The sequence below is a fragment of the Pseudomonas sp. Pse35 genome, assembly GCF_024519715.1.
Taxonomy (GTDB): domain Bacteria; phylum Pseudomonadota; class Gammaproteobacteria; order Pseudomonadales; family Pseudomonadaceae; genus Aquipseudomonas; species Aquipseudomonas paracarnis.
In genome coordinates, this window is the sequence record NZ_JALJRP010000011.1 from 18,554 (window position 1) to 30,305 (window position 11,752).

At 60.9% G+C, this 11,752-nt stretch carries 12 protein-coding genes; 6 read left to right on the forward strand and 6 right to left on the reverse strand.

Annotated elements, in window-relative coordinates; translation table 11 throughout:
• Positions 1–21: 21 nt before the first annotated feature.
• Positions 22–366 (reverse strand): cupin domain-containing protein, encoded by a 345-nt coding sequence (locus tag OC445_RS11950; protein WP_003230905.1) that lies wholly within the window; start codon positions 364–366, stop codon positions 22–24.
• Positions 367–730: 364 nt separating this feature from the next.
• On the opposite strand from OC445_RS11950, the gene kynB reads away from it, so the two are divergent.
• Complete coding sequence (gene kynB / locus OC445_RS11955) at positions 731–1,381, forward strand: arylformamidase (protein ID WP_181125032.1); 651 nt, start codon at positions 731–733, stop codon at positions 1,379–1,381.
• Complete coding sequence (kynA, locus tag OC445_RS11960; protein ID WP_072434974.1) at positions 1,378–2,235, forward strand: tryptophan 2,3-dioxygenase; 858 nt, start codon at positions 1,378–1,380, stop codon at positions 2,233–2,235. Before kynB ends, kynA begins: the two co-directional genes overlap by 4 nt.
• Before the next feature lie 146 nt (positions 2,236–2,381).
• Here the strand turns inward: kynA and OC445_RS11965 are convergent, their stop codons facing one another.
• From OC445_RS11965 to antA, 4 genes are all read right to left on the reverse strand, one after another.
• Complete coding sequence (locus OC445_RS11965) at positions 2,382–3,782, reverse strand: amino acid permease (protein ID WP_034128783.1); 1,401 nt, start codon at positions 3,780–3,782, stop codon at positions 2,382–2,384.
• A gap of 71 nt (positions 3,783–3,853) precedes the next feature.
• Complete coding sequence (antC, locus tag OC445_RS11970) at positions 3,854–4,861, reverse strand: anthranilate 1,2-dioxygenase electron transfer component AntC (protein WP_057975035.1); 1,008 nt, start codon at positions 4,859–4,861, stop codon at positions 3,854–3,856.
• Positions 4,862–4,993: 132 nt separating this feature from the next.
• Positions 4,994–5,485 carry an anthranilate 1,2-dioxygenase small subunit gene (antB, locus tag OC445_RS11975; protein ID WP_034128781.1) on the reverse strand — a complete coding sequence of 164 codons (492 nt, stop codon included), beginning with the start codon at positions 5,483–5,485 and terminating at the stop codon, positions 4,994–4,996.
• A complete protein-coding gene (gene antA / locus OC445_RS11980) occupies positions 5,485–6,876 on the reverse strand; it encodes an anthranilate 1,2-dioxygenase large subunit (protein ID WP_054896991.1) in 1,392 nt (463 codons plus the stop codon). Before antA ends, antB begins: the two co-directional genes overlap by 1 nt.
• A 311-nt stretch (positions 6,877–7,187) precedes the next feature.
• Here antA and OC445_RS11985 point away from each other — a divergent pair, with 311 nt between their 5' ends.
• Positions 7,188–8,180, forward strand: a complete 993-nt coding sequence (locus OC445_RS11985) for an AraC family transcriptional regulator (RefSeq protein WP_014719909.1) — start codon at positions 7,188–7,190, stop codon at positions 8,178–8,180.
• 133 nt (positions 8,181–8,313) lie between these two features.
• On the opposite strand, the gene OC445_RS11990 is transcribed toward OC445_RS11985, so the two are convergent.
• The gene (locus OC445_RS11990) at positions 8,314–9,189 is read right to left on the reverse strand and encodes a LysR family transcriptional regulator (RefSeq protein WP_089042342.1); all 876 of its coding nucleotides are present in this window, start codon (positions 9,187–9,189) and stop codon (positions 8,314–8,316) included.
• A 114-nt stretch (positions 9,190–9,303) separates the two neighbouring features.
• Here OC445_RS11990 and OC445_RS11995 point away from each other — a divergent pair, with 114 nt between their 5' ends.
• Genes OC445_RS11995 through catA form a run of 3 tightly spaced genes read left to right on the forward strand, consistent with a single transcriptional unit; the run spans position 9,304 to position 11,703 of the window.
• A complete protein-coding gene (locus OC445_RS11995; protein ID WP_262020167.1) occupies positions 9,304–10,431 on the forward strand; it encodes a muconate cycloisomerase family protein in 1,128 nt (375 codons plus the stop codon).
• Between the two features lie 12 nt (positions 10,432–10,443).
• A complete protein-coding gene (gene catC, locus OC445_RS12000) occupies positions 10,444–10,734 on the forward strand; it encodes a muconolactone Delta-isomerase (protein ID WP_003194105.1) in 291 nt (96 codons plus the stop codon).
• 39 nt (positions 10,735–10,773) lie between these two features.
• A complete protein-coding gene (gene catA / locus OC445_RS12005) occupies positions 10,774–11,703 on the forward strand; it encodes a catechol 1,2-dioxygenase (RefSeq protein WP_259284677.1) in 930 nt (309 codons plus the stop codon).
• Positions 11,704–11,752 lie beyond the last annotated feature (49 nt).

Below are 11,752 nucleotides of genomic sequence, written 5' to 3' on the forward strand. Positions count from 1 at the left end.
CTCGCCACAGGTTTTGCTGGGTCAGGCAAACACAAAATACTTACGCACAGTCTCGACCACTTCCCACGTCCCCTTCATCCCTGGCTCCACTACAAAGATATCCCCAGCGCGCAGATGGATCGGCTCCATGCCTTCAGGCGTGATCACGCAGTAGCCTTCCTGGAAATGGCAGTATTCCCACTTCACGTATTCCACGTACCACTTGCCCGGTGTGCAGATCCAGGTGCCCATGATCTTGCTGCCGTCTTCGCTGGTGTAGGCGTTGAGGTTGACAGTGTGCGGGTCACCTTCGAGCTTTTCCCATTTGCAGGCATCCAGGACCGGCAGTGGGTGGGTGTCGCGCAGTACGGTGATGGGCTTGGACATGATGACTCCGAGGCAGGGAAGGGAAAGCTCAACCCTAAGGCCTCGGGCGTTGCGCCAGTGGTCTGAACTCGACATTGGGATGCCCAGAAGCGCAGTCACCTGAACACCGCGGTCCCCTGTTGGAGCCGGGCTTGCCCGCGATGGCGGTGGCACAGCGAGCATCTCCATTGCCTGACACTCCGCTATCGCTGGCAAGCCAGGCTCCCACACGAGGTCGTGGCGTATCTGAGCGACAGATCTGTGCATCAAACCGATGTTTCCTCGCAGTAACTGCGAAAGATTTCCCGTATCGCGCCAGAATTCGCAAGAAAATTCACACCCCTCCCTCGTATCATTCACCTCAGTAACGAGTGAGAGCCTTGCAATGAACCCAATAAAAACGTGGTGGGATATCAGCCCGCCCTTGAGCACGGCCACCCCGACCTGGCCGGGTGATACGCCGTTTCAGGAAGAGCGTGTGTGGCAGTTCGGCCCGGAGTGCCCGGTGAATGTGGGGCGCGTGACCCTGTCGCCGCACACCGGCGCCCATGTGGATGCGCCGCTGCATTACAGCGCTGATGGCGCGCCGATTGGCGAGGTGTCGCTGGATGTGTATATGGGGCCGTGCCGGGTATTGCACTGCCTGGGCAGCGGCGCCCTGGTGCAGCCCCATCAGTTGCAAGGGCGTGTGGATAACCTGCCCGAGCGCGTGCTGCTGCGCACTTATCCACAAGCTCCGCTCACCGACTGGGATTCGAACTTCACCGCCATCGCCCCCCAGACCATTGAGCTGCTGGCCAGCCTGGGGGTGCGCCTGATCGGTATCGATACGCCGTCCCTGGACCCGCAACAATCCAAGACCATGGATTCGCACAACGTCGTGGCGCGCCATGGCATGGCGATCCTCGAAGGCATCGTGCTCGATGACGTACCGGAGGGCGACTATGAACTGATCGCGCTGCCGCTGCGCTTCGCCAACCTGGACGCGAGCCCCGTGCGCGCCATTCTCCGCCCGCTCAAGGAGCCCACGCGATGAGCCAATGTCCTTTTTCAGCTGATTACCAACCGCCGGAAGAATGGCATAACGCCGAATTGAATTTCTCCGAGTCCATGAGCTATGGCGACTACCTGGACCTGGGCAAAGTCCTCAGCGCCCAGCACCCGCTGTCGCCAGACCACAACGAAATGCTCTTCATCATCCAGCACCAGACCTCTGAGCTGTGGATGAAACTGATGCTTCACGAACTCAAGGCCGCCCGCGAACATGTGCGCCTGGGTGAGCTGCCGCCGGCGTTCAAGATGCTGGCGCGGGTGTCGCGGATCTTCGATCAACTGGTGCACGCCTGGGCGGTGCTGGCGACCATGACGCCATCAGAGTACAAGGCGATTCGCCCGTTCCTGGGGCAGTCGTCGGGGTTCCAGTCGTTCCAGTACCGCGAGATCGAATTCATCCTCGGCAACAAAAGCCCGGCGCTGCTGCGGCCCCATGCTCATCGCCCGGAGTTGCTGCAGCAATTGCAGGTGGCGATTGCCACGCCGTCGCTGTATGACGAGGCCGTAAACCTGATGGTCAAGGCGGGGTTGGCGATTGATCCCAAGCGCGCCGAGCGCGACCCGACCGCAGCCACGGTGCACGATGAATCGGTGGAAGCGGCCTGGCGCGAGGTATATCGCGACCCGAGCCGTTACTGGGATTTGTATCAGTTGGCCGAGAAGTTTATCGACCTGGAAGATTCGTTCCGCCAGTGGCGCTTCCGGCATGTCACCACGGTGGAACGCATCATCGGCTTCCAGCCGGGTACTGGCGGTACTGAAGGCGTGGGGTACCTGCGCAAGATGCTCGACACGGTACTGTTCCCTGAACTCTGGCGAGTACGTTCCACGCTCTAAACAAAAAAGCCCCGGATTACCGGGGCTTTTTTTATGTGAAATACAGTCAACTGTGGGAGCTGGCTTGCCAGCGATGGCGGTGTATCAGCCGGCCCACCCGTTGGCTGACACGCCGCCATCGCGGGCAAGCCCGGCTCCCACAGGTGTTACTGCGCCACAGCTACTTTCCCGTTTCTGATCCGAAACCGATAGGCAACGTAGATAATCCCCACCCACACCGGCATCGCGTACACCGACTCACGAATTCCCGGAATCGCCAGCATCACCCCGATGATCATCACCATGAAGGCCAGACACAGGTAGTTGCTGAACGGGAACCAGAAGGTCTTGAACGACGGCGTCACGCCTTGCTCGCCCATGGCCTTGCGGAACTTGATGTGGGTCAGGCTGATCAGCGCCCAGTTGATCATCAGCGAAGCAACCACCAAGGCAAACAGCAACTCCAGCGCACTGTGCGGCGCGACGTAGTTGACCACCACGCACAGCATCGTCACCAACGCCGAAATCGCCAACGCCCGTAGCGGCACGCCTTGCTTGTTGAGCTTCATCAGCGCCTTGGGCGCGTCACCTTGCTCGGCCAGGCCGAACAGCATGCGGCTGTTGCAGTACACGCCGCTGTTGTACACCGACAACGCCGCGGTCAGCACCACGAAGTTGAGGATGTGGGCGGCGGTGTCGTTGCCGATCAGCGAGAAGATCTGCACAAACGGGCTGCCGCTGTAGGCATCGCCTGACGCGCCGAGGGTTTGCAGCAGTTGATCCCACGGGTACAGCGACAACAGCACGGTCAGCGCACCGACATAGAAAATCAGGATGCGGTACACCACCTGATTGATTGCCTTGGGGATCACCTTGCGTGGTTCGCTGGCCTCGGCGGCGGTGATGCCGACCAGTTCCAGGCCACCGAACGAGAACATGATGAAGGCCATCGACATCAACAGCCCCATGCCGCCATTGGGGAAGAAACCACCGTGGCTCCACAGGTTGCTGACCGAGGCCTGGGGGCCGCCGGTGCCGCTGAACAGCAGGTAGCAGCCGAGCACGATCATGCCGACAATCGCCACCACCTTGATGATCGCAAACCAGAATTCGGCTTCACCGAAGAACTTCACGTTCAGGGTGTTGATCAGGTTCACCGCGACGAAGAACACCAGCGCGCTGACCCAGGTCGGGATCTCTGGCCACCAGAACTGGATGTACTTGCCCACCGCCGTCAACTCGGCCATGCCCACCAGCACGTAGAGCACCCAGTAGTTCCAGCCCGCCAGGAAGCCCGCGTAACCGCCCCAGTATTTATGTGCGAAGTGGCTGAAGGACCCGGCCACCGGCTCTTCGACGATCATCTCGCCGAGCTGGCGCATGATCAGGAACGCGATAAACCCGGCCACCGCATAGCCCAGGATCATCGACGGCCCCGCCGACTTGAGTACCCCGGCCGAGCCGAGGAACAAGCCTGTACCAATCGCACCTCCCAAGGCGATCAGCTGAATGTGCCGGTTCTTCAGGCCTCGCTTGAGGCCCACCGGGTTAACCATGTCATCCGCCATTAACATTCCCTTCTACTTGTTTTTCTCAAGGGTGATTGCACGCCGCATCGGCCCCTCAGAACTGCTGAGGGTCAGATATTACTCTGCGTAAACTTTTCGTAATACAGCTGAACGCCATCAAGTGCCTGATCCGCCAGCCATTGCTGGATGGATTCGACCATCGGAGGGGGGCCGCACACGTACATATCCGCCGATCTGTCCCGCAGTTCGGCCAGGTCGAAATGCTCGGTGAGGTAGCCGCGTTTGCCCGTCCACTCGGCTGAGGCGTCGCTCAGCACTTCGGTGTAGCGAAAGTTCGGGATTTTTGCCGCGTAGGCGTGGATACGCGCCGCTTCACATAAATCTTCGGCGCCGCGCACGCCGTAGTACAGGTGCACAGGTTGCGTGCAGCCGTTGACGGCCAGCTCATCAAGCATACCCAGCAACGCCGACAACCCGGTGCCGCCCGCCACCAGTACCAACGGTTGGGTGACGTGCCGCAGATAAAACGCACCCAAGGGCGCCTCCATCAACATTTCATCACCTACCTGGCAGCGTTCACGCAGGTAGTTGCTCATGACTCCATCGGGCAGCAGGCGTACCAGGAACTGCAACTGATTACCCGGCCGGTTGGCGAAGGAGTAGGAGCGCCAGCTATCGGTGCCGGGCACCGACAGACGCGCATATTGGCCCGGCAAAAAATCCAGTGGCTGGTCCAGTTGCACCTGCAAGATGGCGGTGCTGGTCGAGACCTGCTGCACCGCGCTCACCGTGCCGCGTACCTGCACGGGCCCGGGGGCGTTGCACAGGCTCGAATCGAAGTCGAAATAGAAGGTGGCGTCGGACTTCACCCGGGTCTGGCAACTGAGCATCTTGCGCTGTTGCAGGTCGAGGCTGGAAAGGGCTTCGTCGTCGACATAGTCCTGGGTGTACTCGCCGGATTCGCAACGCCCCTGGCAGGTTCCGCACACGCCTTCGCGGCAATCGAGCGGGATCTTGATGCCGTTGCGCAGGGCCGCGTCCAACAGGATTTCATGGGCGCCCACCGGGAAGAACAGGGTCTTGCCATCGGCAAAGCTGAAGGCCACTTTGTGATTCATTGATGAAACTCCAAGCGTGCCCCTGTGGCGAGGGAGCTTGCTCCCGCTGGGCTGCGAAGCTGCCCCAAAAAACTGGGAGCGCTGCGCACTCCAGCGGGAGCAAGCTCCCTCGCCACAGGGGGGGGCTGGTTTTTAAAGGTGATAGAAATCCAGCACCGAGTTGATGGTGTCGTTGAGCAGCAGGGCGTGCTTGCGCGTGATCAGCCAGCTGTCGCCCTCGGGCTTGAGGCGATAGGTTGCGTGCCCATAGAACTGCTCGGAAGTAGCCAGCCGATAAAACAGCGTGTGCCAGTTCAAACGCACCTCCAACGTGCCGTCGGCCTGCTCGGCAATGCGCACGTTGTTGATCAGGTGCAAGGTGCGCGGCATCGGCGTGGCGGAGGCGGCTTTGCCGGTGCGCAGGCGGAACACGCGGTCTTCCAGGCCCGAGCGGTTGGCGTAGTAGATCAACGACATCTCGCGCTTGGGGTCTTGGGTGTAGACGTGTTCGGAATCCCATTGCGGCAGGTGGAATTCGCTCTGCGGGTCGAACAACTGCACGTAGGCGTCCCAGTCCTGGGCGTCGCACAGTTCGGACTTGCGGTAGAAGAACTGCTCGATCTGGTACTGCAATTGCGCATTCATCACTTCACCTCCCGCAGGCTCAGGGCCCGCTGGTCCAAACCCTTGAGCAGAAACCGTTGCCAATTGCGGTGCTGGTTGACGTACAAGCCTTCGTGGGTGAACTCAGTGCCGGTCATGGCTGGTTGAATGCCGATGGCCTCGCTGTTGGGCGTCGGCCCGGTCTCCCAGCGATGGCTGCCGCGAGAAATATCGCTCCAGCGCTCCAGGCGGCCCTGGAAACCGCGCTGGGCTTCGCGAAATTCCACCAGGTCGTCGGGCGTGCCCATGCCCGAGACGTTGAAGAAGTCCTCGAACTGGCGGATCCGGTTTTCGCGATCGGCGTCGGACTCACCTTTCACGCCCAGGCACTGGCTGATGATTTCGGTCTTGTTCCAGGCCACCGGGCGGATGATGCGCAGCTGCGAGCTGATCTGGTCGAGAAAGAACAGGCTGGGGTAGATGTTCAGGTTGCGCAGGCGGTGCATCATCCACTCGGCCTTCTGCTGGCCGTGTTCTTCTACCAGGCGCGGCATGATGGTGGCGTAGCCGGAGCGCACGCTGGGGTTGGGCATGTCGCTGAACAACACACTGTGGCCGTTATTGAAGGCGAACCAGCCGTCATCGGTATTCGCGTCGCCGGCGCCGAGCTTGCTGTAGTCCAGCGTCGTGCTGGAACCTGCGCCGTTCTCGGTGTTGACCTGCTGGCGATGCTGCACGGTGGCCACGTAGTTGTAGTGCACGGTGCTGACGTGATAACCGTCCAGGCCGTTTTCGTTTTGCAGCTTCCAGTTGCCGTCGTAGGTGTAGGCAGACTTGCCCGCAAGCACCTCCAACTCTCCGGTGGCCGATTGCGCCACCATCATGTCGAAGAACACTTTGGCGTCGCCGAGGAAATCTTCCAGGCTGTCGGTGCCGTTCACGTCCAGGCTGATAAACACAAAGCCCTTGTAGCTGTCGATGCGCGCTTTTTTCAGGCCGCGGGTGGCCTTGTCGAAACCTTCCGGGTATTCCCCTGGCGCCTTGACCTTCACCAGTCGGCCATCGCTCTTGTAGCACCAGGCGTGGAACGGGCAGGTGAAAGTGGATTGGTTGCCCTTGCCCACGCGGGTGAGGGTAGTGCCGCGATGCTGGCAGGCGTTGATCAGCGCGTTGAGCCGGCCTTCGCCGTCACGGGTGATGATCATCGGTTGGCGCCCGGCGCGCATCGTCACGAAGTCGTGGTTATTGGCCAGTTCGCTTTCGTGGCAGGCGTAGATCCAGTTTTTTTCGAAGATCAGCTCCATCTCCAGGTCGAACAGTTCGGGCTCGGTGAACATGTCGCGGGCGATGCGGAACACTTCATCTGCCGGGCGAAAGTCCAGGCAGCTTTCGATAAAGGTTTTCCACTGCTCGACGGTTCTTGCACCACTCATGGGAGGCACCTTTTGATCATGGCTAAACGGTGAGCCATTAAGCGGCTGCAATGCGGTAGCGGGCTATCCGCTTAATGGGGGAACGCAGGCCGCAAAGTTGGGCAACAAATACCCATGGCGGTGCGCGCAGGTGACGGCATGCGCTACTGTGATGGTGGGCGATGGTCGTAGAACCCTGGGATTTATCCACATAGTCGGCCCTTACTATCCACCCAGTGGCCACGCTGCTGGCGTGGCCTGGAACTTGCTGTCGAGGTTCAACGACGCGCCGCCAGAGCGCGCAAATGCCTAACCGCCGTGGGTGCACCCTGATGAGTAGCCAGACACGCGATATTCATATTCAACGCTTCGACCTGGAAGGCGCGCGCAGCTGGATGTCCGGCATCTGCGGGCCCCATCGCCTGGCGACGGCCACCCCCGAACGCCTGCGCTTTCACCACAGCGCCAACGTGTTCAAATCCCGCGCCACCACCCTGGGCGTGATCGAGTACGGTACCGATGTGACCATCGACATCGAAGACGCCGAGCACTTTCGCAGCTACAGCTTGAGCCTGCCGCTGGTGGGCGAGCAGGAGCTGAGCAAGAACGGTGAGCGCCTCAGTTCCAACCGCGATCAGGGCGTGATCATTTCACCCAATGAGCATCAGGTGCTGGCGATTTCCGGTGACTGCCGCAAGTTGCAGGTGGTGATCACCCGCGCGGCGATGAGCGAGTCACTGGAAGGTTTGCTGCAACGGCCCATCGATGCACCGCTGCGGTTTGAGTCGGTGATGGATGCTGTGGACGGAGCACCGGCCTCGTGGTGGCGCATGGCGCGATACTTCATCGCCGAACTGGAATGCAGCAGCGAGTTGTACGAGCAGGCGGCGTTTACCCGTGACCTGGAAAGCTCGCTGATCAAGGGGCTGATCCTGGCCCAACCCAATAACTACTCTGAAGAACTGCGCGAGGTTCTGGGGGTGAAACTGCCGCACTACTTGATCCGTGCGCGGCAATTCATCCACGACAACGCCCGTGAAGTGCTGCACCTGGAAGACCTGGAAGCGGCAGCGGGCGTGTCGCGGTTCAAACTGTTCGATGCGTTTCGCAAGTACTTCGCACTGTCGCCCATGGCGTATCTGAAGAAGCATCGGTTGGGGGCGGTGCGCCAGGAGATTCTGGAGCAGGGCTCAATGCGCACTATTTCTGAAATCGCCCTGGGCTGGGGGTTTACGCACCTGGGGCGGTTTTCGGCGGAATACCGCAAGCTGTTCGATGAGTCGCCCAGCCAGACATTACAACGCAAGCGCCTGCGCATTACTTGAACTCGGGTGAGGATCAACAGGTGGGAGCTGGCTTGCCTGCGATAGCGGCCGGCCGATCAACACGATGCCAACTGATCCGCCGCCATCGCAGGCAAGCCAGCTCCCACATGGAGTATGGGGTGCCTGGAGGATCTCAGATCAACTCCTCAACCAGTTGTAGGCAATGAGTCAGCCCCGGCGACCGGTCATTCACCCGCCGGCTGAGGATGATCGGCGAACTCGCCGTCGCCTCCACCACCGGCGTATAGCCAATATCCGCCCGATGCAGCACCTGCACCGACGCCGGCACCAGCGTCACCCCCATACCTGCGCCCACCAGGCCAATAGCGGTCTGCAATTCGTTGGTCCACTGCGCCACCTTCAGGCTCAAGCCATGGGCGTCGAACAGCGCGATCACATGGTCGGCATAACTGGGGCGCGGGTTGCCGGGGTAGAGCACAAAGGGTTCGCCGGCCAACTGGGCGAGGGTGGCCGGGGCGCCCAGCAACGGGTGACCACTGGGCAGCACTGCTACCAGGCGGTCCTCCACCAGTACGCGCTGGACGATGGCCGGATCGTCGATGCGAATCCGCCCGAAGCCTACGTCAATGCGGCCAGCCTTGAGCGCTTCGACCTGCTGCAAAGTGGTCATCTCCGACAAACCCAGCTCCAGCTCCAAGGCCTCGTGAGTGCGCAGGCGCCGAATCAGCTCCGGCAGCACGCCATACAAGGTCGACGGCGCAAAGCCGATGCCCAGCCAGGTTTTCTCGCCTTGGCCGATGCGCCGGGTGGTGTCGCAGACCTTGCCCAGTTGTTCGAGCAGCACACTGGCATGCTCATAGAAAAACCGTCCGGCCTCTGTCAGCCGCAAGGGCCGGCTGCGCTCCAGCAGCACCACCCCCAGTTCGTCCTCCAGTTGCTGGATCTGCCGGCTCAAAGGCGGCTGGGCGATATGCAAGCGTTCGGCAGCTCGGGTGAAGTTGAGGGTCTCGCCCAGCACCTGGAAATAGCGCAAGTGACGCAGTTCCATATCGACTCCTTTCATACCTTGAGGGTATCGCACGAGACCAATTCTATATTGGAAGCCCAAAAAAATGCGGAACAGAATCGACGTAAATTTATAAAGAACCCAATGGGTATTGCCATGCCGATTTGCACCATCGAGTCGATTGAAACTGTCATCGTCGACCTGCCCACCCTTCGCCCGCACAAGCTGGCGATGCACACGATGCAAAACCAGACCCTCGTCATCATTCGCCTGCGTTGCACCGACGGCATCGAAGGCATCGGTGAAGCCACCACCATCGGTGGCCTGAGCTACGGCAACGAGAGCCCCGACAGCATCAAGGTCAACATCGACTGTCACTTCGCGCCGCTGCTGATCGGCCAGGACGCGAGTAACGTCAACGCGGCGATGTTGCGCCTGGAGCGCAGTATTCGCGGCAACACCTTTGCCAAGTCCGGTATCGAAAGCGCCTTGCTCGACGCCCTCGGCAAACGCCTGGGCCTGCCGGTCAGCGAGCTGCTGGGCGGGCGTGTGCGTGATGCGTTGCCGGTGGCCTGGACCCTGGCCAGCGGTAATACCGAACAGGACATCAACGAGGCCGAGAAAATGCTCGACCTGCGCCGCCACCGTCTCTTCAAATTGAAGATCGGCGCGGGGGAGGTCAACCGCGACCTGGCCCATGTGATCGCGATCAAAAAAGCCCTGGGCGAGCGCGCCAGTGTGCGCGTCGACGTCAACCAGGCCTGGGATGAAGCCGTGGCCCTGCGGGCGTGCAGGGTGCTCGGCGACAACGGTATCGACCTGATCGAACAACCGATCTCGCGCAACAACCGTGGTGGTATGACTCGGCTCAACCTGTCGAGCCCGGTGCCGATCATGGCCGATGAGTCCATCGAGTGTGTCGAGGATGCATTCAACCTGGCCCGTGAAGGCTCGGCCACAGTGTTCGCCCTCAAGATCGCCAAGAACGGCGGCCCGCGTGCCGTATTGCGCACGGCGGCGATTGCCGAAGCGGCTGGCATCGGCCTGTACGGCGGCACCATGCTCGAAGGCGGCATTGGCACCCTGGCTTCGGCCCATGCCTTTCTCACGCTGAACACCCTGGCGTGGGGCACCGAATTGTTCGGCCCGCTGTTGCTCACCGAAGACATCCTCACCGAGCCACCGGTGTACCGCGATTTCCAGCTGCACGTTTCCAGCGCGCCGGGCCTGGGCCTGGCGCTCGATGAAGAGCGCCTGGCGTTCTTTCGCCGTGACAAACACTAAGAGGCCTCTGCCATGTTGTTCCACGTAAAAATGACCGTGAACCTGCCCCTCGATATGCACCCCGAGCGTGCCGCCAGCCTCAAGGCCGAGGAGAAAGCCTTGGCTCAGCGCCTGCAAGAGGAGGGCAAATGGCGCCACCTGTGGCGCATCGCCGGGCATTACGCCAACTACAGCGTGTTCGATGTCGACAGCGTGCAGGACCTGCACGACCTGCTGATGCAACTGCCGTTGTTCCCCTACATGGCCATCGAAGTGAACGCGCTGTGCCGCCATCCGTCGTCGATCCATGCGGACGACCGCTGAGCCGGCTTCCACCTATAACTACAAGATGAGGAATGCACCATGTCCATCCGCCTGTCCCAGACTGCCCACGCCCAACAGTTTCTCGAAGAAGCCAGCGGTAATCTCAATGACGCGGGCAACCCACGTACCAAGGCGCTGATTTATCGGATCCTGCGTGACACCGTGAACATCATCGAAGACCTGGAAGTGACCCCGGAAGAATTCTGGAAGGCGGTCAACTACCTCAATGAGCTGGGCAAAAACCAGGAGGCCGGCTTGCTCGCCGCCGGCTTGGGCCTGGAGCATTACCTGGACCTGTTGATGGACGCCGCCGACGAGCAGGCCGGCAAGTCTGGCGGCACGCCGCGCACCATCGAAGGCCCGTTGTATGTGGCCGGTGCGCCGCTGTCCAAGTACGAGGCGCGGCTGGATGATGGTAAGGACGACGCGGTGCCGTTGTTCATGCGCGGGCAAGTACGCGATACCGAGGGCAAGCCGTTGGCAGGGGCGATTGTCGATGTGTGGCAGGCCAACACGGGCGGGACCTATTCGTGGTTCGACCCGGCGCAATCGGAATTCAACCTGCGTCGGCGCATCGAGACCGACGCCCAGGGCAACTACCGTTTTCGCAGCATCGTGCCTTCAGGCTACGGCTGCCCACCGAGTGGGCCGACGCAACAGTTGCTCGACCAACTGGGGCGCCACGGGCAACGGCCAGCGCATATCCACTTCTTCATCTCGGCGCCGGGGCACCGGCACCTGACCACGCAGATCAACCTGTCGGATGACCCGTACCTGCATGATGACTTTGCCTATGCCACCCGGGATGAACTGATTGCCGAGATTCGCTTCAGCGACGATCCGCAACTGGCGCGCGAATTTGGCGTGCAAGGGCGGTTTGCGCAGATTGATTTTGACTTTGAGTTGCAGGTGGCGGATGCGCCGGTAGAGCAGAAACGCATGCAACGAGTCCGCGCCCTCGAAGACTGATCTGTGGGAGCTGGCTTGCTGTGGCGAGGGAGCTAAAAAAAAAAAAAAT

Coding starts and splice junctions, on each gene's coding strand:
- antC (WP_057975035.1), bottom strand. CDS start 4,861: ATGAATCACAAAGTGGCCTTCAGCTTTGCCGATGGCAAGACCCTGTTC.
- catC (WP_003194105.1), top strand. CDS start 10,444: ATGTTGTTCCACGTAAAAATGACCGTGAACCTGCCCCTCGATATGCAC.
- antA (WP_054896991.1), bottom strand. CDS start 6,876: ATGAGTGGTGCAAGAACCGTCGAGCAGTGGAAAACCTTTATCGAAAGC.
- kynA (WP_072434974.1), top strand. CDS start 1,378: ATGAGCCAATGTCCTTTTTCAGCTGATTACCAACCGCCGGAAGAATGG.
- OC445_RS11965 (WP_034128783.1), bottom strand. CDS start 3,782: ATGGCGGATGACATGGTTAACCCGGTGGGCCTCAAGCGAGGCCTGAAG.
- OC445_RS11990 (WP_089042342.1), bottom strand. CDS start 9,189: ATGGAACTGCGTCACTTGCGCTATTTCCAGGTGCTGGGCGAGACCCTC.
- OC445_RS11995 (WP_262020167.1), top strand. CDS start 9,304: ATGCCGATTTGCACCATCGAGTCGATTGAAACTGTCATCGTCGACCTG.
- catA (WP_259284677.1), top strand. CDS start 10,774: ATGTCCATCCGCCTGTCCCAGACTGCCCACGCCCAACAGTTTCTCGAA.
- OC445_RS11950 (WP_003230905.1), bottom strand. CDS start 366: ATGTCCAAGCCCATCACCGTACTGCGCGACACCCACCCACTGCCGGTC.
- antB (WP_034128781.1), bottom strand. CDS start 5,485: ATGAATGCGCAATTGCAGTACCAGATCGAGCAGTTCTTCTACCGCAAG.
- OC445_RS11985 (WP_014719909.1), top strand. CDS start 7,188: ATGAGTAGCCAGACACGCGATATTCATATTCAACGCTTCGACCTGGAA.
- kynB (WP_181125032.1), top strand. CDS start 731: ATGAACCCAATAAAAACGTGGTGGGATATCAGCCCGCCCTTGAGCACG.